19 protein-coding genes are annotated in these 22,034 nt (G+C 42.5%); 5 read left to right on the top strand and 14 right to left on the bottom strand.

The window, feature by feature from the left end:
• Positions 1-119: 119 nt before the first annotated feature.
• From tnpA to ptcA, 5 genes are all read right to left on the bottom strand, one after another.
• Positions 120-590, bottom strand: a complete 471-nt coding sequence (tnpA, locus tag JZO85_RS04525; RefSeq protein WP_207107335.1) for an IS200/IS605 family transposase — start codon at positions 588-590, stop codon at positions 120-122.
• A gap of 386 nt (positions 591-976) precedes the next feature.
• Complete coding sequence (gene arcC / locus JZO85_RS04520; protein WP_207107334.1) at positions 977-1,906, bottom strand: carbamate kinase; 930 nt, start codon at positions 1,904-1,906, stop codon at positions 977-979.
• Between the two features lie 9 nt (positions 1,907-1,915).
• Positions 1,916-3,013, bottom strand: a complete 1,098-nt coding sequence (aguA, locus tag JZO85_RS04515; RefSeq protein ID WP_207107333.1) for an agmatine deiminase — start codon at positions 3,011-3,013, stop codon at positions 1,916-1,918.
• On the bottom strand, positions 2,967-4,388 hold the full coding sequence (locus JZO85_RS04510; RefSeq protein WP_207107332.1) for an APC family permease: 1,422 nt from the start codon (positions 4,386-4,388) through the stop codon (positions 2,967-2,969). Before JZO85_RS04510 ends, aguA begins: the two co-directional genes overlap by 47 nt.
• 117 nt (positions 4,389-4,505) lie before the next feature.
• On the bottom strand, positions 4,506-5,525 hold the full coding sequence (gene ptcA, locus JZO85_RS04505) for a putrescine carbamoyltransferase (RefSeq protein WP_207107331.1): 1,020 nt from the start codon (positions 5,523-5,525) through the stop codon (positions 4,506-4,508).
• A gap of 273 nt (positions 5,526-5,798) precedes the next feature.
• Between ptcA and JZO85_RS23265 the strand changes: the two genes are divergently transcribed.
• The gene (locus tag JZO85_RS23265; protein ID WP_277988922.1) at positions 5,799-6,764 is read left to right on the top strand and encodes a response regulator transcription factor; all 966 of its coding nucleotides are present in this window, start codon (positions 5,799-5,801) and stop codon (positions 6,762-6,764) included.
• Between the two features lie 19 nt (positions 6,765-6,783).
• On the opposite strand, the gene JZO85_RS04495 is transcribed toward JZO85_RS23265, so the two are convergent.
• Positions 6,784-7,755: a GumC domain-containing protein gene (locus JZO85_RS04495; protein ID WP_207107330.1), complete on the bottom strand. Its 972-nt coding sequence runs from the start codon at positions 7,753-7,755 to the stop codon at positions 6,784-6,786.
• Positions 7,756-8,083: 328 nt separating this feature from the next.
• Between JZO85_RS04495 and JZO85_RS04490 the strand changes: the two genes are divergently transcribed.
• A complete protein-coding gene (locus JZO85_RS04490) occupies positions 8,084-9,478 on the top strand; it encodes an amino acid permease (RefSeq protein WP_207107329.1) in 1,395 nt (464 codons plus the stop codon).
• Between the two features lie 104 nt (positions 9,479-9,582).
• Here the strand turns inward: JZO85_RS04490 and JZO85_RS04485 are convergent, their stop codons facing one another.
• From JZO85_RS04485 to JZO85_RS04475, 3 genes are all read right to left on the bottom strand, one after another.
• Positions 9,583-10,701, bottom strand: a complete 1,119-nt coding sequence (locus JZO85_RS04485; protein WP_207107328.1) for an AI-2E family transporter — start codon at positions 10,699-10,701, stop codon at positions 9,583-9,585.
• 210 nt (positions 10,702-10,911) lie between these two features.
• Entirely contained in the window at positions 10,912-12,075 is a 1,164-nt protein-coding gene (locus JZO85_RS04480; RefSeq protein ID WP_207107327.1) for an aminotransferase class I/II-fold pyridoxal phosphate-dependent enzyme, read from the bottom strand.
• Entirely contained in the window at positions 12,072-12,566 is a 495-nt protein-coding gene (locus JZO85_RS04475; RefSeq protein ID WP_207107326.1) for an Lrp/AsnC family transcriptional regulator, read from the bottom strand. Before JZO85_RS04475 ends, JZO85_RS04480 begins: the two co-directional genes overlap by 4 nt.
• 236 nt (positions 12,567-12,802) lie before the next feature.
• Here JZO85_RS04475 and JZO85_RS04470 point away from each other — a divergent pair, with 236 nt between their 5' ends.
• Positions 12,803-13,132: a hypothetical protein gene (locus JZO85_RS04470; RefSeq protein ID WP_207107325.1), complete on the top strand. Its 330-nt coding sequence runs from the start codon at positions 12,803-12,805 to the stop codon at positions 13,130-13,132.
• Positions 13,133-13,306: 174 nt separating this feature from the next.
• Here JZO85_RS04470 and JZO85_RS04465 read toward each other — a convergent pair whose 3' ends face one another.
• The 4 genes from JZO85_RS04465 to JZO85_RS04450 form a co-directional block, all read right to left on the bottom strand.
• Complete coding sequence (locus JZO85_RS04465; RefSeq protein ID WP_207107324.1) at positions 13,307-13,855, bottom strand: hypothetical protein; 549 nt, start codon at positions 13,853-13,855, stop codon at positions 13,307-13,309.
• Positions 13,856-13,955: 100 nt separating this feature from the next.
• Positions 13,956-14,900 (bottom strand): TMEM175 family protein, encoded by a 945-nt coding sequence (locus tag JZO85_RS04460; RefSeq protein WP_207107323.1) that lies wholly within the window; start codon positions 14,898-14,900, stop codon positions 13,956-13,958.
• Positions 14,901-15,117: 217 nt separating this feature from the next.
• On the bottom strand, positions 15,118-17,508 hold the full coding sequence (locus JZO85_RS04455; RefSeq protein WP_207107322.1) for a Xaa-Pro dipeptidyl-peptidase: 2,391 nt from the start codon (positions 17,506-17,508) through the stop codon (positions 15,118-15,120).
• 138 nt (positions 17,509-17,646) lie between these two features.
• Positions 17,647-18,252: a TetR/AcrR family transcriptional regulator gene (locus JZO85_RS04450; RefSeq protein ID WP_207107321.1), complete on the bottom strand. Its 606-nt coding sequence runs from the start codon at positions 18,250-18,252 to the stop codon at positions 17,647-17,649.
• A 138-nt stretch (positions 18,253-18,390) separates the two neighbouring features.
• Between JZO85_RS04450 and JZO85_RS04445 the strand changes: the two genes are divergently transcribed.
• Positions 18,391-20,298 (top strand): NAD(P)/FAD-dependent oxidoreductase, encoded by a 1,908-nt coding sequence (locus JZO85_RS04445; RefSeq protein WP_207107320.1) that lies wholly within the window; start codon positions 18,391-18,393, stop codon positions 20,296-20,298.
• Positions 20,299-20,484: 186 nt separating this feature from the next.
• The gene (locus tag JZO85_RS04440) at positions 20,485-20,757 is read left to right on the top strand and encodes a zinc ribbon domain-containing protein (protein ID WP_207107319.1); all 273 of its coding nucleotides are present in this window, start codon (positions 20,485-20,487) and stop codon (positions 20,755-20,757) included.
• Positions 20,758-20,798: 41 nt separating this feature from the next.
• On the opposite strand, the gene JZO85_RS04435 is transcribed toward JZO85_RS04440, so the two are convergent.
• Positions 20,799-22,034 carry an MFS transporter gene (locus JZO85_RS04435; protein ID WP_207107318.1) on the bottom strand — a complete coding sequence of 412 codons (1,236 nt, stop codon included), beginning with the start codon at positions 22,032-22,034 and terminating at the stop codon, positions 20,799-20,801.

Below are 22,034 nucleotides of genomic sequence, written 5' to 3'. Positions count from 1 at the left end.
AGTAACCCATCCACCCGTGAAAACGGGTGGCTTTTTAACACCTCTAGAAGAGGTCCCCACTCACATACTCCATAAATGGAGCTTTCTAAAAGACCGCCAACCGCTCGGCGCCCGCTACTTTATTTCTTTTTCTTACTCTTGAATGGATCGACGTATTCTCGTTTACTTATACTATCTCGAATACGATCATCTGATTCCTGCTCTCTTATATATTTTGCGATTGTCTTTTGATTCAACCCCACTGTACTTACGTAATATCCTTTGGACCAGAAACTTTTATTCCCATATTTATAGACTAAGTTTCCATGCTGCTCATGGATCAGAGTCGCACTTCTGCCTTTTAAAAATCCCATGAACTGAGAAATGCTTATTTTGGGTGGAACTCTTACTAACATGTGGATATGATCTGGCATTGCATGAGCTTCGATGATTTCTACTTCTTTCATCTCACAAAGTTTACGCAAAATTCTTCCGATATCTTTTCTTAACCCACCATAAATTACTTTCCTTCTGTATTTTGGTGTGAACACGATGTGGTACTTACAATTCCAGCGTGTATGTGATAAACTTTTGTCGTCATTTGATGGCATAGAAAAACTCCTTTCGATAAAATGAGCGGTTGGTAGCCACTTAGTAGTCTATCGAAAGGAGTTTTTAACGCTAAAGCTCTTTCGTCCACGCGTAGAAACGCGCGGTTTTTTTGTTTCACTCGCTAGCGCGAGCGAAACTGACTGAAGTCATTAAAAAGACCCAGTTATTTGATAAAGTGATCAAATAACCGGGAAATTCCAAAAGAGAAAATACAAAAAAAGTTTCCATCCTTAAAGTCTTTTTGCAAAATACTTAACAAAACGAAAGCCAAACGACCCTATTACCATCGATTATGAAGGTATCTGGCCATTCGGCTTCCTAATTATATTTTATGTCGTTTTGACAGCTTTTTTACTAAGGTGCTGATTTTTTTCGAAAAAGCAGCTTACATTTGTACCGTTGTACCACTATTTCCATCCAGTGTTTCTGAAGCTTTTTCTAGTGAAGCGATGATTGCACGTCGCCCTGCCTTTGATTCAGCAAAATCAATCGCTGCTTCGACCTTCGGCAGCATGCTGCCGGGAGCAAACTGATCCTCAGCGATATATTTTTTCATCTCTGCTACAGAAGTCGTTTCCAGGGCTTTTTGATCTGGCTTGCCGAAATTGACGAAGACATGATCCACAGCAGTCAAGATAATGAAGACATCTGCATCAATCAAGGCCGCCATTTTGGCAGCGGCAAAATCCTTATCGATCACCGCATCGACACCTTTATAACGGGTGCCCTCATAAATGACCGGAATGCCTCCTCCACCACAGGCGATCACGACTTGCCCCGCGTCGACTAAGGTTTGTAAACTGATTTTTTCGTAGATATCGACTGGTTTTGGCGAAGGAACGACACGGCGCCAGCCGCGCCCGGCATCCTCTACATAAACATCGTCACTTTCATCCATCAATTTTTTGGCTTCTTCTTCGCTATAATAGCCGCCGATCGGTTTCGTTGGATTGGCAAAGGCCGGATCTTTTGGATCAACGACTACTTGTGTCAGCATTGAAACGACTGGAATATCTGCTAAGTCGCGGGATACCAATTCTTCATCGATCGCCTGCTGCAGATGGTAGCCGATATAGCCTTGGCTCATCGCCGTACACTCAGGAAACGGCATCGTATCCTCCGCCGATTTGCTGGTTTCTTCAAAAGCTAAACGAATCTTGCCGACCTGCGGCCCATTCCCGTGAGCAATCACGACTTGATGGCCCGCCGCAATCAGGTTAGCGATCGATTTAGCCGCCAACTCAGCTTTGGTCAGCTGCTCATTAGCGGAATTACCTAACGCGTTTCCGCCCAACGCGATAACGATTTTTGACATGAGGGTCTCCTATCTTTGTGGCTGCTGCTGAGTGATACAGTGAATATTTCCGCCACCGTATACGATTTCAACAGTATTTACACCCACAACTTCTTTATCTGGGAAAATCATTTCTAGTTGCTCTAACGCCAATGCGTCATTCTTATCACCATACTGCGGTACGATCACACCGTTATTCGTGATCAAGAAGTTCATGTAAGAAGCGATACAGATGTCGCCGTCTTCACGCGGCATCGTTCCTTCTACATAGTCGATCTTGAAATTGCCGTCGATCGTTACATTTTCGATTGGGCAGCAGATTTTATGAGCCTTCAGCTTACGGCCTTTCGCGTCGGTCATTTCATTTAAACGCTTGTAGGCATCCTGTGCCGCTTCATAGAAGGGACTGTTTGCATCTTCTGTGTAAATACACGCTACTTCACCTGGTCGTACAAAGCAAGCAACATCATCCACGTGACCGTTGGTTTCTTCCGGATCGATCCCGTCACCTAACCATAAAACTTTTTCGCAGTTTAAGTAGTCGCATAATTTTTGCTCGATCTCTTCTTTCGTCATGTGAGGGTTGCGCCCTTCACTCAATAAACACATCTCTGTAACTAAAACAGTTCCTTCACCATCGACATGGAATGAGCCGCCTTCTAGAATGAAATCATCCGTACGATAAGAATCGACATGTTCGATTTCGCAAATCTTTTGCGCTACTAAATCATCTTGATCCCATGGGAAATACAAGCCATCGACAAGACCGCCCCAAGCATTGAAGCCCCAGTCATTTCCACGTAATTCACCTTTGTCATTGATCACAAAGCTTGGCCCGCAATCGCGAATCCAGGCATCATTATTGGACATTTCGTAAACAGTAATGTCTTCTGGTAGTTGACGACGGCAATTTTGGAATTGCTGCTGCGAAACCACCACATTCATAGGTGTGAATTTGCTGATTGCTTTTGCTACTTCCGTGAAGGCTTCCTGAGCCGGTTTTCCGCCATCGCGCCAGTTATCTGGGCGTTCCGGCCAGATCATCCAAACCTTTTCTTGTGGTTCATACTCGCCGGGCATTCTAAACCCGTCTTGTTTCGGTGTTGTCTTTTCGATTCTCTTCGCCATGATAAATTACTCCTTCTTTTTTGATTTTTTTCGTCCATATAATCGCTTCACCAAACAGCGTGAAGACGACAGCTCCGATCGTGATCGGCAGCTGCTGACTCAATGTTTCAGGATCAAACTGCAAAGGCAGGGCCGTAAAGATCAATGAAATCACGATCATGATCATTGGTAGCGCCACCAAAACTTTCAAGAAAGTATCACTGCCGCCTACCCTAAATGGCCGTGGTGTATCTGGATCGATTTGTCTCAATTTGTAAAAAGCTGGGAACACTGGAACATAAGACATCAAGAACATAACTAGGTTCAATGAGAAGAAGGCCCAGAACAGATCCTGATTCGGTAAAATTGGTGCGATGACCACGACGATCGAAGCCACGACGCCATTCATAATAGCTGCGCCGATCGGCATTTCGTCCTTTCCACCGCGTTTTGCAAATATTTTCGGCATATCGCCATTTTCCGCCGCGTAGCAGGCAGTATTGTTAACGCCCAATGACCAAGAGATCATATTGCCGAACAGTGTCAGCAAGAACAAGAACGCCATTGCGATAATAAACCAGCCGCCAGTTGAACCGGTCAATAGCTTGAAGCTGTCCATCAGTCCGCTGCCGGTACTGATTTGATCGGTCGGAATCGCAACACCGATCCCGAAAGCTGAGAAGATGTAAATCGCTGCAATCACCAATCCACCCGCAATGATTGATTGAGGAATTTGTTTTTTAGGATTTTCCATGTCATCAGCAAAGGTACAGATAACCTCAAAACCTAATAAGTTAAAGATGATAACCGAAATAAAGGACAAGCTGTTCAAGTTGAAGCTTGGCAGCATGGAGGATAGGGTAAACTCATTGGCTACTCCTTTAGTCAATGCCGTATAAAGTCCCAATCCGCCAATTAAAATAGCCAATAGCATTTTGATCACGGCCGCGCCGTTTAGAATCCACACACTGTCGCTGACTGGATAAAAACTGATCCAGACGATCAGCCAGATAAAAACAAGTTCGATCAAAATAGCTGCTACTGTTGGAAACTCAATACCAGTGATTGTCGTCAACAAATCAGGGCAAACCACTGCTAAAGAAGCCAGCCATAATGGATAATTGATCCAATAATACCAAGACACCCGTGAACCCCAACGATGTCCAAACGCTTGGGTCACCCAGTCATAAATCCCGCCGTCACCAATATATGTCGTGCCTAATTCTGAAGAAATCAAACCATACGGCAAAAGGAACGCGATCAACAGGAAGATCCACCAAAAAAATTGTGAATTTCCGATCGCCGCGACCGGTGCTGCTGCCTCCGCCACAAACACAACACAGATAACGGATAATATTGCACTCATCAAACTAAACTTTTTCTTTTTTTCTTCCATTTTTTTCTTCCTTTCCGGTAGAAACAGGGATTGAGGATTTCCTCAATCCCCGAATGGAAATAATCTTGATGAATTTCACTTAAAGCTGCAGATCATTTCCGTCCTCACCTTTTGGGTCTATAGTGCTTTGCCTAAAAAGACTTCCAAATCTGCTTTTGCTGCTGCTTTTTTCTTTTCGTCAATTGGATTTTTGTCTGCGTAATCGTGCATCAAGTACACAAGCAGGCCGCGAATGGAAGTCAAACGATTTTCCGCTTCATCGAAACAGATCGAGTTTGGTCCATCCATTACCTCATCAGTTACTTCTTCGCCGCGAGTTGCTGGCAGACAGTGCATGAATTTCGCATCTTTACCAGCACGAGCCATCAATTCATCATTCACCTGATATTTAGGATAGAAGGTACTCATGCGTTCTTCTTCTGATAATTCCGCTTCATATAAGCCATACCAAACGTCAGTATAAACAAAATCTGAACCTTCGATCACGTCGATTTGGTCAGAAACAGTGTAGGAGCCGCCAGACTCTTTACAGATAGCATCTAATCTCGCACGATGATCGTCATTTAATTGGAAGCCTTTCGGACCAAACTGAACAAATTCCATGCCCATTTTTGTTGCGACTAATCCTAATGAGAAGCATACCTGCGTTGCATCCCCTATGAAGGAAACCTTGCAGTCTTCGATTTTCTTGCCTGCTGGCAAATGCTCGATCATCGTACAAAGGTCGCCTAGCTCTTGAGTTGGATGGTTAAAATCTGACATACCGTTAATTACAGGAATTGTTGCGTTATTAGCTAAGTCATAAACGCTGTGATGACGTTCTACCCGTGCCATCAGAATATCAACTAACCGAGATAACACACGGCTCGTATCTTCAATTGTTTCATGTCCGCCTAATTGAATTTGGCCTGGAGCTAAATATTCTGCATGTCCGCCTAATTGCGTCATCGCTGTTTCAAATGATACGCGAGTTCTAGTAGATGATTGTTGGAAGATCATGCCTAACACTTTATCTTTTAATAATGGCGGATAAAAACCGTTCTTAATAGAAGCTTTGATTTTCAATGATAAATCAACAATGTACTGAATCTCCTCCTTCGTGTAATTTTCTGTTGTAATGAAATCTCTTTTTGCCATGTTGACGCCTCCTAAGTAATTTGTTTGCTTTTGCATCTTCACTTTAGGCGAAAAAACACAAGTTTACGATAAGCTAAAGGTTGTAAACGCTACCAAATGGAAAATCCAACGAGTTTTAGCTGGTTTATTTTTGGATGTAAACCTTTTATTTTTCAAGGGTTTAGAAAAGTTTAGATAAAAGTTTAGCGTATTTTAGAACGATGGAAGAAAAAATGGTGTTATACTTAAGGTGAGAAATGCGAGTAATGATTCCGAAATGAAAGGGGATTCAATATGATAGCTATCTTCGTTTATAACATTCTTTTGATCATTCTTTATTCCATCACCATGGCTTTCGCAATAAATTCCTATCTAAAAGAAAAAAACAAAGTGTTCCTGCTGATCAGTCTTTATCTTGCCTTCTTCATTTTTGACAACATCATTATTTATATGACCGAGTTCATCAACTCCTTTGCCCAAAGCTATGACCAAGCATTTATGAGTGCACCTGCTGTTAAGACCATCATTTTTATGGGAAATGCCTTTTTCTCCATCTCTATCATTGCCGAATTACGTCACGAAAAACTCAAACCTCTGCATTACGGCTTATTGATTGGATTGGCCGTGTGGATGGTCACAGTCCCATTACTGGCAAACTCAGCCTTTAAAGTCTGGCTTTACTATTTAGTGAATCAAATTTTTCTTTTCTATTTAGGGGTTTATTGTTGGCGAGGGCTTCAAAAGGATCTTCCAGATTTGAACAAAGGCTATTTAAAAAAACTTGCGATCATCTGTCTTCTTTTCAGCATCCTGATCGTCATTGAAGACAGCTTTGTGATTTTCAATGTGGATCAATACAGCTCCTTGACCACTAAAATCTACAATCGCAGTATTTCAGAGGATATTTTTTCCATTACTGTCTGTCTAGTATTGTTCTATTTCTTCTCAAAGGAACGCCAGGCGCAAGAGGAAAGCTCACCTGAGGAGCAGGAGACAGCGATTTTGGTTCAAAGATTTTGTCATGCTCACCAATTCACGCAAAGAGAGACGGAAGTTTTTGAACTGCTTTTGTCCCATCATACCAATCAAGAGATTGCTGATCAGCTCTTTCTTTCACTAGGAACAGTCAAAACACATGTCCATAATATTTTTATCAAGCTGGATATCAAGAAACGGACGCAAATCTTTCCGTTGTTTGAAGACTATCAGGCGTCCACTCCTGAAAAAATTACACTAAAAAAGAGCAGCGATTTTTCTTAGAAAAACCGCTGCTCTTTTTTTAATCATCTTCTATATGATGGTCCTGTGAAGAAGAACTAGAGCTGGATGAACTGGAACGAGAAGAATCGGACTCACGAGAACGAGATTCTGACTCTGCTTTTTTGCGAGAGGAATCGTCATTTTTGCTGTCTTCGATCGAATCCAATATCTCTTTATAAGAGTCATACGTCTCCTGCTTTTCAGCTAGATCCTTTTTCAACTCCGACAATTCCTTGTTGCGTTCTGCCAGTGCCTTCGCCTGCCGCTCTTGATAGCTCTTCTCTGCTTCTGCCATTGAGGCATCACTTTGCTGAATTTGAGTCGCGAAGCTGTCATTTTCATTGGCCAGCTGATTTTTTACTGGATTCAATTTGTCCAACAGCTGCTGCTTATACTTGCCATCCGGCAAGACCGCCAGCGTTTTTACTCCCGATAGATAATCTGATAAGGTTATGCTGTCGCCTTTGTTCAGCAGACTCGTCACGTCACTCTCCGCATTCGTGAAGTCCTTCGATTGCGTTTCAGCGATGCGCAGAAGCATGCTGATGTCTTGTCCCCAATCCTTATCCTTCGCTGAGCTTTCACTCAGCTGATCCTTCAAATTCTTAATCTTTTCCTGCTCGGGGTCCTTCAAAATAGGATGTGCCGACAGATCCAGACCGTTTAATACATCACTCTCAAAAAGGCCATTCAGTTCCTCTTGGAGCTCAAAATTTTTCTTGGCGTGGTCGATATCCTCTAGGGTTTGACTTTCCCCGCGCTGATTTTTGACTTCAGTCGCTAAATCATCAAACGCAGCACTTGAGATATCCGCTTTAAAATAGCCCGACTTCTGATCTTCGTAAAGGTCGGCTAAACGTTCATTCAGCACCTTTTTCGTTTCCTTTTCTGACTGGATCATTTTTTCTTGATAGATGTGATAGCTTGCAAAACTTACGGCGCCAAACACAACCAGTCCTAATATCACCCAACCGATTGTTTTTTTGTTCAAACCGGCTCCTCCTTAATGTATTTATTTCTCCAAAATGGAAAATAAGGTTCTCTTTTTACTTCTATGCGGCCTGCTCCTCTCTGACAGTGAGGATATAAGATTTTTTTGTACGTAAATACGCAGCAGAACACACAATTTGTCAACATTATAGCATTTTAATCATTGCAAAACACACGTTATAGTGAAATCTTTAGTAACTCTTTTCATTTTTATGTTATTTTAAAATTATTAGAAAATTCTAGGCATTCTGTCAATTCAATGCAAATATTTTCACCTTTCATTCGTTTCTGATAAACTCGTTCTATTCTTAAAAAAAGGACTGATTTTATTGGAAACACATGAAGAATTGGATAGAGGATTAAAAAATCGTCACGTCCAATTGATTTCAATTGGAGGAGCGATTGGTACCGGTCTGTTTCTTGGTGCCGGCAAAACCATTCAGCTGACGGGTCCTTCGATTCTTCTATCATACATGATTACAGGCTGCATCATCTTCTTGATCATGCGGGCTTTGGGCGAACTGATGCTGTCGAATTTGAACGATCATTCATTTTTAGATTTTATCGCAGATTATTTAGGGAAAAAGGCGGCCTTTGTAACTGGTTGGACCTACTGGTTTTGTTGGATCGCCATCGCAATGGCCGACCTGACCGCAACCGGAATGTACGTAAACTATTGGCTGCCTGATATCCCCCAATGGCTGCCCGAATTGATCGCACTGGCCCTGCTTCTCGGCTTGAATCTGGTCGCCGTCGGACTTTTCGGCGAGTTGGAATTCTGGTTCGCCTTGATTAAGGTGGTCGCAATTATTGCTTTGATCATCGCTGGTGCCGTCATGATCCTTACTGGGTTTAAAACCAGTGCTGGATCTGTAACAGTGAATAATTTATGGCAACATGGCGGCTTCTTTCCAAAAGGTGCAGGGGGCTTTGTCCTCTCCTTCCAAATGGCGACCTTCGCTTTTTGCGGAGTAGAATTAGTTGGGCTGATCGGCGGCGAGACCTCTGATCCAAAATCAGTGCTGCCGAAAGCCATCAATACGATCCCGCTGCGAATCATTTTATTTTACCTTGGGTCATTATTTATGATTATGTCGATCTATCCCTGGTCAAGTCTGTCCGCAGATCAAAGCCCCTTCGTACAGGTCTTTTCTGAAATTGGGATCGCGGCTGCCGCCTCCATCGTTAATTTAGTCGTACTAAGCTCCGCCATGTCTGCCTGCAACAGTGCGATCTACAGTACAAGCCGAATGATTCGCTCACTGGCGCAGGAGGGCAGTGCGCCGAGCCGCTTTACAAAATTGACACGCAATCGTGTTCCCGGCAATGCCTTAGTATTTTCAACCCTCATCATTTTTATAGCAGTGATCCTGAACTTTTTTGTACCTAGTCACATTTTCACCATGATCAGCTCGATTGCGACGATCTGCTTCATTTTCATTTGGGGAATGATCGTCTTTACGCATATGCGTTATCGCAAAGCAAATCCAGAGCTGGCCGCAAAAAGTACGTTTAAGCTGCCGCTGTTTCCTTATACAAATTATCTCGTGTTTATCTTTCTCGCTTTTGTCTTGTTCGTTTTAGCACTAGCTCCAGATACCCGTGAGGCATTGATCTTCTCACCTATTTGGTTTATCGCTCTTTTAGCGATTTATCATTTTAAGTTCGAGAAAAATATACCGATATTCAGCAAAATTTTCCATCTTTTTGATAACAACGATTAAAATCAGTTATTTATTTCTCTGCTTGCTTGTATAGCACTTTCACAAAAGTTAAGCCGCCCTCCAAACAATAAGGTGTTGGAAGACGGCTTTTGTTTATTTGCATGTTACCCTTCTCCGTTGTCCTTAAATAGGTGGCTCTCACGGCGAAGCTGGTAGATTTTATGAATATTGATGATCAGTGTCTTGATCACAGCGTAAACTGGGATACAGATCAGCATTCCTACGATTCCAGCAACACTTCCCGCTCCAATCAAAACAAGGATAATGGTTAGCGGATGAATATTCAGCGACTTGCCAAACAGCAGCGGTTTGATTAAATTACCATCTAATTGCTGAATGACTAAGACAGATAGCCCCATGTACAAAACTTGCAGCGGTGAAATAAACAGACCGACAATAATCGCCGGCACGGCTCCGATAAATGGCCCAACATACGGAATAATATTGGTAATTCCGCAAAAAAGAGCCAGTAGCAGGCTATAAGGCTGTTGGAAGATCGTCATTGCGATAAAACTCAAAATCCCAATAATGAAAGCATCTAAAACGGTACTGCTGATATAAGCAGATAAGGTCTCATTTAATTCGCGCACCGTTTGACGCAGCTCTTTACGAATTGATAAGGGAAAGAAATGCGAAACAGCATCTAGGAATTTGTGACCGTCCTTAAACATAAAAATCAAAATGAAAGGAACCGTAAACAAAAGAACGAAAAATTTCATCGCGAAGCCAAAAAGCCGTGACAAACTAGTGGTCACACTGACGATTCCGACTTTAAGCAGATTGTTGATCGTCAAATTCGCGGAAGCCAATTGTTCTTCCAAATTAAAGTTTTTGAATTCCTCTTTGTTAGCCAATTCATTTAACCAACGACCAGATTCCTCTGCATAAACAGGCAGATTTTGCGTTAGCTGAACCGTTTGCTCGATCATTTTCGGAACAGCATTCATCATGATCAGAACAATGATAAACGCAATCACGACAAATGATAGGAGAAACCCGATAACACGAGGAACGCCTCCTCTTTCCTCCAAAAAGACCACGATTGGATCGAACATATAGTAAAGAAAGCCGGCGATCAATAAAGGCATCAAGATTGCGGAGATCATGCCCAATACAGGTTCGAAGATATTAGGCATTTGTAACAGAAAATAAATCCCTATGATCGTTAAGACAATCTCAGCCGTCCAAAAAAACAGTTTTGATTGTTTGAAGCGTGATAGCATAAAAGCCTCCTTAAAAAAATTCTTATCCCCCAGGATATGGCTTCATCTTAACATTTCTAGTAAGAAGTAAAAACGGCTTTATTAAAACTAAAGAAAAAATTTTATTAAAACCCAAAACTTAGCTATTTGTATAACTAGAAACTCTAGGTGCTTATTTTTTCAATCCAAAATAGTTTACAAAAAAAAGAGCGGATCGCTCCGCTCCTTTCATTATTTCAACCGTGTCACAAAACGTTCTAAACGTTGAATGGCTTCCTTCAGCTCATAAATCGAATACGCGTATGAAAGTCGTAAAAAGCCTTCTCCGCTTTTCCCAAAAGCCGATCCCGGAACCACGGCCAGCTTCTCTTCCTCCAGCAATCGCAAGGCAAACTCCTCACTGCTCAAGCCAAATTGGCTGATTTGCGGAAAAAGATAGAAAGCTCCCTTTGCCTTATAACAAGGCAGGCCCATTTTCTCCAACGCATGATGCAGATAATTTCGACGTTCCTCATAAGACAACCGCATCGGCTCCACGGTCTCCTGCCAATTGTTTTTCAGTCCAGCCAGCGCCGCATATTGACTCGCAGTCGGAGCCGCCATGATCGTATATTGATGAAGCTTCAACAGCTGCTCCATAAACATCTCTGGTCCCGCCATAAAGCCTAGTCGCCAACCGGTCATCGCAAAGCCTTTTGAAAACCCGTTGATAACGATCGTCCGTTCACGCATTCCCGGAAGCTCCGCAATGCTGGTAAAGGGCTCGTCATACACAAGCTCCGCATAAATTTCATCAGAAATAACTAACAGGTCATGCTTTTTCACTACATCGGCGATTTTAATCAACGCTTCGCGATCCATCGTTCCGCCGGTCGGATTATTTGGATAGGACAAAATCAAAATTTTGCTTTTTTCGGTCAATACACCCTCAAGCTCTTCTGGTGTCAACGCGAAATTGTTCTTCGCCTGCAAATCGATCGTTACTGGCGTACCGCCTACGATTTGCGTGATTGGTTCATAGCACACAAAGCTGGGCTGAGGAATGATCACCTCATCACCTGGATCGACAAAGGTCCGCAACGCTACATCGATGGCTTCGCTTCCGCCGACCGTCACGACAATTTCAGTCTTCGGATCGTAGCTGACCTTATTGCGATAAAGCAGGTAATCGCTGATTTTTTCACGCAGCTCGATCAGACCGGCATTGGCCGTATAAAAGGTGCGGCCTTCTTGGATCGAACGCACGCCTTCTTGTGTCATATGCGACGGTGTGTCAAAATCCGGCTCACCGACACCTAGAGAAATCGCATCAGGCTGTTCAGAGACGATGTCAAAGAATTTTCGAATACCCGATGGTTGAATATCTGTAATTTTTTTCGTCAAAAAATTTCTCATGGGCTCACCTGAATTCTAGGATCTGAGTCATCTTGATACATATCAATGCCCCACTCCTTGTATTTGTCTAACAGGAAATGCGTCTGTGTTCCAGAAACATCAGGAATCGATGCTAGGTTAGTTGAGATGAATTTCGAGATTTCTTTGATGTTGCGGCCCTGCAGCAGCAGAACAAAATCGAAGCCGCCGCTGACGAAAAAGAAGGATTTGACCTCGGGGAACTTCCGAACACGTTCAGCAATTTCACGATAGCCCTCTTCCCCTTTAGGAATCGTTTGAACCTCGACCAAGGCCTCGATCCAATCATCCTCCACCTTATCCCAATCAATCAAGGCACGATAGCCGCAAATAATTTTTTCTTCTTCCAGTCGTTTGATTTCTGCAGAAACGATCACTTCTTCTTCGCCCAGCATCACCGCGTATTCTTCTACAGTTAATCGACAATCGGATTCGATCAGCTTTAATAGTTGCTTGCGTTTACTTTGTTCCATATGAACGTCTCCTTCAGTTTTACATTTTATTCGATGGTTTTAATCTTTTATTTATTATTCCCAAAAAAAGAAAAACTGTCAAATTATTTTGAAAATTCATAAAATACTGACTACATTTCGGCAGGGTTACTATTAGGCAAAATTTTTTCGTTTTTCTATAACACAAACACTTGGTTTCATAGTACAATAAACTGGATGAGCAATAAGAAAAATGCGTAGAGACAGGAGGATTGGGAATGGAACAAGTAGTTGAGATTTTTATTGAAAAACAGCGGCAGCGTTTGGCCGACGGCAAGATCCGCCAAGAGGAGTATGAAGCCTTTTTAGATGGGATCAATGATGCCCTCTCATTTTTAGGGATGCATTATGTGAATGGTTCGGAAACCGTTGAAAAAGATGATCGCAAGCCGGCGACCTTTAACGAGATCGAGGAAAAATACAAGAAGTTCCGCGAAGTGGCGATGTACAAAAACAGCTTCTTACGCGTATCAGATATTATCAAACACTCTGGGCAAATGACAGATGAACTAAAAAAGATCACCAATACTGTAAAAGAAGAATTATAAAGAAGCGGAGAACCGCTTCTTTTTTATTTGAAAATCCACAAAACTATGCCCAACTGAAAAGTCTTTTTCAAAAATACTTAACAAAATGAAAGTCGAATAGGTCTATCACGATCATAATCAATAGTGATAGACCCATTTGACTTTACGCCAGCTCATTCGATGAGGAATAGATTTTTATCCCTTCATCAATAGTTCATTGTAAAATGCCTGCCCGATTTCCTTCAGCTCACTTTTATTGAAGGACTTTGCAATCCAGGTTGGCATCGGCTCTGCCACCGTTCCATAAATCTCGATCATCACTTGAATAAAGCTTTGGGCATTTAATTGATCGATGGCTTTGCGCAAACGTCTAGCTGGTTCCAGCAGCTGGTTTTCGATCTGACGAGTTCGATAGCAGCGATAAATAGTACGCCCTTCCTCTGCAGCCAGTGAGAACAACGGCTGCTCCTCCGCGATTGCTTGGAGACTCTCCTGCTTGTAGCGATCATAACGCTGCTGCCACTCTAACAGTTCACCATATACGATCTCAATTTTTTGCTTGCGAACCGTAGACAAGGCACTGTAGAAGTCAATCGGCAATTTTTCTACTCGGCGATCTCGTTTGATCCAAGTTGCTAAAGTAGACTGAGGTATACCAGCTAGCTTACCGAATTGTTCAACAGTGATGCCAAGGTCCCGTCGAATGTACATTTTGATTGGGTGCTCGATCGCTGTTAGCGTCATGGTTTCCACCTATTTCCTTTGCGATATTTATACTTCATTATATAATGAACACAAAAAAATACCAAGGCGAAAAGCATGCTGCTTCATCGCGCCTTGGCTGCTACTTTCTTTTTTTCGATTGACTTAGGACCTGATCACTCAGCTCTTTTGCTTCATTGATCCGACGCTCAGTCATCGCCTTTTGTCTTTCCATTCTCTGCTTTTGCTTCTCCAAACGGGCAATCTCGTTTTCTGCTCGGTGCCTATCATTCCCATTCAATGACGAAAGCTGTTCCTTGCGTTCATTGATCTCTTTGTTAATGTGCTCCTCCCAATCAACCATGACTTGCTTCCATCGATCAGGATCCTGCTCACCATTTGTTTTCATTGAATCCCGCAGCAGCTTAGAATAGCGCCGCATCGAATTCCCCCAAACCTGATTTCGGTCTTGGAAATAGTCTGCCTGCTGTTCATCATCTAACGAAGCAATCAGACTGTCCTCTTCGCGATCAATGATGTTTTGTAAAAAAGCTAAAATCGGCAAAATCAAATAAATGATCAGCGCCGGCCTTACGTAAAACAGTCCGAAGACCAACACTACGATTCGAAAAATAATTGACAACAAATCCTGCTTGTTCAGCTCGTTCACACGCCGCTTCCGTTGTTTTTCACCTTTAAATGACTGCTCTGTTAGCGCCACGATCAAACGCCGCATCACTAAAGTCACGATCAGGGTCAGGACACCATAAATCAAGAGAGTCTGTTTAGTCGTATCTTCGATCAGCAAACGCGTAGCTGACGGAACCAATGATAAGAAAAACAGCAATAGCAGATAAATCACCAAGTCCTTGTTTTTGACTTGCTCGATTTTATTGAAGGCATAGCCTGTTTGAAACCACAGATTCGCCACAAAACAAAAACTGATAAAATAGATTCCCACCGCTCGAAATAATGAGACCATATCAACCGCACCGTTGGCAGCTGTTTGAATAGGCAATTCTAAGACAATGATTGTCAAAATAATCGCAATGATCGCATCACCAAAAACGACAACACGTTCCTTCATATTTTCAGCTCCTTTCGATTCTTCTGACTTATCATATAACAAATGTGCCAAAAGGGATAATGAAAAGAATGGTCGTTAGAGAATACGATTTTCTCTCGATTAGCGGGTTCCTTTATCACAAAAACAAGGCACGACCATCGAATGATGAGCATGCCTTATCTCGTTTATTTTTTATTTTCTCAAATGTCTGCAGCCTATTCGAAATCAACGACTCAGGCTATTCACCGATTGGCAGAATCAATTGAGATTCCGCTAAATCTAACGTGTACTCAATCGGTTGATTGCCGCGAACAGTCATTCCAAAATCTGTGCCATAAACAGCTAAGCCGATTTGACGCCCTGCTGGCAAATGATACATCGTTGGATGCAGAACGACTTCGATTTCAACAAATTCATTAGCCTTCAACTCATCGTTTTTCCAAGCATTCTCACGATTTTGCAGGTTGATGTGCCCACGAGTGATTAGCTTATACTCGTTCTCCGCCCCTAATTTGAATTCTACCAGATTGTCTTCACGCCAATTTCTGCCTAATGGCAAGCCATGTAGTGCTAAAACATCTGGTACAGGCTTCAGGCGTTTCGCTGTGCCAAAATCGATCAATTCAAAGCTCAGCATCCCTAGATCGACGCTTGAAGCTACTTTGATTTTCACCTTTGGACGACCGTTTAAGAAGATCGCTTCATTTAAAGCTTCTGTCTTCGCTAAATAGCGGTGACCATCCATCGGCCCAGCTTCCTTCAGCTCTTTTTCCCACAAATCGATAGCTTTCGTGTAGCTTTGATATTGTGCTTCAGGCAATTGGTCATTGAATGTGAATTGACCTGAAGCCGCTGTTTCCGCTAAGTTGTTTTCACCCAAGTGATAAACTTTTTCGTTAGCAGGCGCCCAGTCCTTCAAGGTAGCCCATGTTTCAGCCGCAGTATTCTTTTGATAAACAATGTCTGGCAAGAGTTCTTTCGCATTGTTCTCTACGCCATAAAGTTTATGACTCAGCCATAGGTTCATCATATCTTGGAAATCCAGTGACGGCATATTATTGATATAAATGTGCTGTCCCTGATGTAGGATCAGTTTCTTCGCAACCGGTACATCCTTCAACGCATCCCACAAATCCGCAACCTGTCGCGGCTTCACGTTCCAGTCATTCAGTCCATGAACCATCACTACATCGCACTTGATATCTTTGATAAACGGCAAATAGTTGCGCTCATCCCAGAAAGTATTATAATTTCCATACTTCCGGTCCTGCAGCTCTGCCATTTCTTTCAAGTAATCCAAGAAAAATTTCTTGCTGTGAAGATAATCGCCGGCATTGCGCATCTTACTGAAGGTCTCGATCGCCAAAACATCAGCGTCTTCGCCCGGAAATCCGCCCGGCGCTATAACCAAGCCGTTATCGCGATAATATTGATACCAATCAGAGATCGCCGCTTCAGAAATGATGGTTTCCAGCCCTTCAACTTGACGCGTCGCACAAGCAGTCGCTAAAGTACCAAGGTATGATTTTCCCGTCATTGCCACTTTGCCGTTGCTCCACCATGCTTTGATTGCGATATTGTCCGTCCGATTTGTGAAAGCACGGCGATTGCCTGCTAACCATTCAATGTAGGCAACCATTGATGTCGTCTGTTCGACAGATCCGCAGGTTTGAATCCCATCAGAATCTCGTGTACCAATCCCTGAACCATAGACTACCGCAAAGCCGCGAGCTAAGAAGAAATCATTCAAGCTATGATTATTTTCGCGAACGAAGGTCTCTGTTGCATGGGTCGCTTTCCCTTTGACTTCCCGTTCTGCCGGCAATTCTTCTGCTGCCGGCTTATATTGGATTTCTTCGTAAGTCGTCTCTGTTGGTTCTTTGCGCTCCAACGGAACATTCACATCATAGGTCAATTCCTCGCCTGCTGGTCCGTTGACTCCTTGACTGTATGGGCTCGCTGTAAATAATGTTGCCACCTGCAGCCCAGCTTCCGTTTCGGCTGGCCGTAGAATCTCCAGCTTCAACAGATCACGTTTTCCATCTTTGTCCGTATCAAGCGGCGCCTCGACATAGACGACTTCACGAATTAAACGAGAGGTATCAAAGACCGCCTGCGCTTTTCCGTTGAAGAAAAATGGCTTGCTGACTTCCTTATCCAAGTAAAATCCTTCTGAAGCAAGTTTATCAAGATAGTTCAGTCCATTTTTTGTATGGCTTGTTAATAATAAATACCACGCTTCAATGATCGTGTTCTTATCGGAAAAATCACCATCAATCATTGGTATTCCGATTTTTTCAGCCTCTGCAAGAACATCCTTTGCCGCAAAATCAATCGTCGGTTCAAAGTCTAATTGCTGCAGACCCATCGTATAAAAAACTTCTTTCGTTAAAGGAGTATGCGCTTGATAAAATTCCGCCAGATCCGTCGCTTCATCTGCTAAGAAATTGCCAAGTTTACTAATAAAGCCGCTTTCTTCCTTTACTGTTAAAAAGCTTTTGCGTAAAAATTCAAACCATAATTTCGTCGCATTCTTTGCTGAATCGATAGTTAAGAAACCTGCTTCGGTCAATTCCTTCTTCGCTTCATCTAGCGGAACACGTTTTAAACCAAATTGATTGATTTTCATCTACTTCTCTCCTTTTTTTCAGATAGTATAAGTATAACAAAATACTCCGACTTTTCGGTTAAAGTTCAATGAAAACGTTCCCTCGCTTCTTTTAAAAAATAAGCCGGTTCCAAAATTATTTCAGAAACCTTTATCCGCCTATTGAAAATTTTCGAAGTGCAGCGAATCGCTCTCTTTCTGAACAGCATATTCAGGAGCAACGTCGAACATTGTCTCCAATGCACAAATAACACTTTGTTCCCGCTCAATTCGGCCTTGTTTAATACTCCAGAAAACCTCAAACCCGGTAAACATAAATGATGACGCAATGAACAAATCTTGTGCCCCCTGCTGATTTCGGATTTGCTTTTCCTGCTGCGCCTGCTGGATCAGTCCAATGCCGATTTCAGAAAAGGAATGATTGAAATTAAAGGACCCTTTATCTTCATTTAAATTGGCAATATACAACTGCTTCATTAAATCTGCCCCTAATTCTTCACTAGCTCTGGTCAATTCAGTGAAGCAAAACAAGTATTGCTCCCAGTAATTGCCGTTAAATGTCTTTGTTTTTAAGGTTTCATGCAAATAATGTATAACATCATCATAGTAATGAATAAGCAAATCTGCTTTAGAAGAAAAATGATAGTAAAACGCCGGTTTAGTCAATCGGCACTTTGCACAAATGTCTTCGATACTAACTTTATTGTAGGATTCCTCATGAAATAATTGATAAGCAGTATCAAGGATTTTATTTTTTGTCCCCATAATGATCCCTCCTGAGTCTTAATAAGTTTAGCATACCTTCAAAAAAACTGAAAACACTATTGTAAACGCTTCCTTTAAATGGTATTCTTTACTCGAGTAAAGATTGTGATTTACATAACTTTTGAGGAGGAAAACAAAATGAAGCTTTTCGAAAAGGGTAACATTGGAACAATGAAGCTGAAGAACCGAGTTATCATGGCACCCATGGGAACCAAACCAGAATCCGACGGCAGTTACACTCAAAGTTGTATCAATTATTTTGAAGAACGCGCAAAAGGCGGCGTAGGATTAATTATTACCGGTGCCAATATTGCAACAACAAAATATGAAGAACGTCCAGAAAACGAACTGTCTAATTTTCACAATGTAGAAAAGCTGGCGGTTCTGATTGAACGCTGCCACCATCATGGGACAAAGGTTTGTGTTCAGATCACACCGGGTTTAGGTCGGATGGTTTACGCTGATCCCTTCAATCCCCCCTATTCTGCCAGTGATGAAGCATATTCTTTTTGGTTCCCCGAGTTAAAATGCCGCCAGCTTTCTGTTGAAGATATCCATTACTTAGTCGATAAGATTGGTTACTCTGCCAGCCTAGCCAAAGCCGCTGGTGCAGATAGTGTAGAGCTGCATGGTTACGGCGGTTATTTGATGGATCAATTTCATTCGACACTTTGGAATAAACGAACGGATGAATATGGCGGCAGCCTCGAAAATCGCCTGCGCTTTTCAACCGAAGCGATCGCTTCTATTAAAAACTATTGCGGCGAGGATTTTCCGGTTATCATGAAATTTACCGCATATCACGGCTGTGAAGGCGGACGCGAGCTTGATGAAGGTATTGAAATGGCTAAATTGCTTGAAGCTGCTGGTGTTAGTGCTCTGCATGTCGATGTAGGCTGTTATGAGGTTTGGTACAAAGCGATCTCGACGGTTTACGAAGAACCCATGCATCAAATTTTCGCAACCAAAGCCATCAAAGCCGCTGTTTCAATTCCCGTAATCGGCCAAGGCAAACTAGGCGATCCTAGCGACGCCGAAAGTGTCTTAGCAAATAACGACGCCGATTTTATTGGGTTAGCCCATCAAATGCTAGCGGATCCTCATTGGGTAAATAAGGTGAAAAATAATCACCTGGATGATATTACTCCTTGTATCGGCTGTAACGAGTGCCTGCTAGGCGGTTTTAGTGGAAAGCACTACTATTGTGCAGTAAACCCGCTATGCTATGCAGAAAAAGATTATCAACTGACCCCTGCGGATCAACCCAAACGTGTACTAGTCATCGGCGGCGGTCCAGGCGGGATGGAGGCGGCGATTGCTGCAGCGGAACGCGGTTTCGATGTGCAGCTATGGGAAAAATCATCACGGCTCGGTGGAAATCTCCATGCAGCTGGTTATCCAACCTTCAAAAAAGATGTACTTAAACTGATTGACTATATGGAACGAAGAATTTTACGCTTAAATGTTGACCTGCATCTGGGAAAAGAAGCCAATGTTGAAGATATCGTGGCAGGGAATTTTGATAAAATCATTCTAGCAACTGGTTCAAAAAGTAAAATGCCGCCAATCAAAGGAATTGAGTTTGCTGCACCGGCCAACGATTATCTGACTGGCAAAAAACTGCCAGGGAAAAACGTTGTAATCATCGGTGGCGGCTTAGTCGGTTGTGAGACTGCCTTATATATGGAAGAATTAGCTGAACACGTGACCGTCGTCGAAATGCTGGATGATATTTTAAAAACTGTCGTACATTCCAAGAATAATGATTTGTCATTAAGACACCGCATTGCTGCTACGGATATAGAACTACTGACAAGTGCCTCCGTCCAAGAAATTCAAGAGGAGTGCGTAGTGGTGATGTATGATGGCAAAGAGAAAAAAATCCCGGCAGACACAGTGATTGTCGCAGCAGGCTATGACCCTATCAACGATTTGGAAGAAGCCCTGCCACAAACCCTTGACGTGACAACGGTCGGTGACGCGGTAGCTTCACGAAAAATCATTGACGCCGTTCATGAAGCCTATCATTCTATCCGTGTCATGTAAATTTCGGACATTCTGAAGAATAGATCAGCATAACCAAACCCAATCCTTCGTTAAATGAACCAAGGATTGGGTTTTCATGCTTGATGGATCTATTACTAAAGGAAGTTTCATTCCCTCATGTACCAGTGCCGAGCTTTTTGTTAAAATTATGGTAGAACCGATGGTTTATTTGAAGGAGGGAATTTTATGGAAGAAATGGTATTTTGTCAAAGCTGCGGCATTCCGCTAAGAGAAGGCCTATATGGCACTGAGCATGATGGTGCTAAAAATGAAGACTACTGCCTTTATTGCTATAAACATGGTACCTTCACTGAAGACTGTACAATGGATGAAATGATTGCCATCAGTGTGAAGCATATGAAGGAAGCTGGAATGCTGGAACAACAAGGTCAGACCGAGGCAGAAGCAAAAGAATTTATGGAAGGCTTTTTCCCAGATTTGAAACGTTGGAAAAAGTAATCTGACAAAACCTCTTCGCATTTTTTGCGGAGAGGTTTTGGTTAGGTAGACTGGACCCTTTCACCACTTACTTCATCTGGCAGCTTTAGCTGTGAGCTTAGTATACTGGCCAAAAAATAGAGTCCCGCGAAAACAAACAAAGTAATATTCCCGCCAAATCGTTGAAACAAAACCGTTACCAGCATCGGCCCAAAAAAGTTGCTGAGTCCTGACCCCAGGTTTAAAACAGAGACTGCTGTAACCTTATGCTCCGGTACCATCGAAGGGATCAAGGCAGAAAGTGGTCCAAACGCAGCAACCCCAATCGCAAAAACCGAAAATGCCAGAACTAGAAAAATGAAATTGCCTGGGAAATAATTAATAACTACTATCAACAATAAACATGAAAAGCCCGTGATAGTCCCAGAAAATAAGGTGACAATTTTGCGCCAGCCAAACTTATCCCCTAGCTCGCCGAATAAAATACCTGCAATCGAATTAATCACGTAACACGCGGCCCACGCACTGCTCCATTGCAGCAATGTGAAACTGTGCTGCAATAAGAAAATCGGCATCATGATCACAAATCCAAATTGGCCGATATTATTAATCGCTTTGACCAGTAAGCCTAATGTCAGACGTGGAAAGCGAAATAGAATTTGTAATCCCTCCTTCATTTCCCCTGTAATCGATTTGGAAGCTGCTTCAGCTTTTGCTTCCTGACACAATAAAATTGAAAGTATTCCACCGACCAGGACTAAGAAATTGCCTAGCAGAAAGACAGCATAGACACTAAAATAATTTAATAGCTTCGTCGCTAACACCGGACCCACAATGGTCATGCCTAAATTGAAACACAGCCAAAACCATGAAGTTCCTCGTCCCAAATTCTTTGCAGGTGTTTGAATAGTTATCGCCACTAAAAATGCGTAAGCAAATAATGGATATACTGTTCCCCGAAGCATATATCCCGAAAAAATCAACATGGATTGTTTTGCTGCCAACCCTGTTAATAAGACGCCTGTACTTAGGAGCGATAAAAATATACTTGACAACATCACCTTCTTTATCGAATAGCGCTTGACTAGAAAGCTCGTGATCCATGAAAAGAACGCAACAAATATTCCATAGCAGCTAAACAATAACGAGGCTGCCTTTACTTCGAAACCGATTGTTGTTAAATAGGAAGAAAACCAGCTTGTTTCGATTGTCGCACCCAGCATGAAAAAAATTAAACCCACATAACCCCAAAATAGTCCGCTGGAAATACCTGTCTTTTCAATAATTATTTTTTTCAT

It is taken from the genome of Candidatus Enterococcus murrayae, assembly GCF_017315985.1.
GTDB classification, from domain to species: domain Bacteria; phylum Bacillota; class Bacilli; order Lactobacillales; family Enterococcaceae; genus Enterococcus_A; species Enterococcus_A murrayae.
This window is presented reverse-complemented; position numbering and strand designations above follow the sequence as displayed.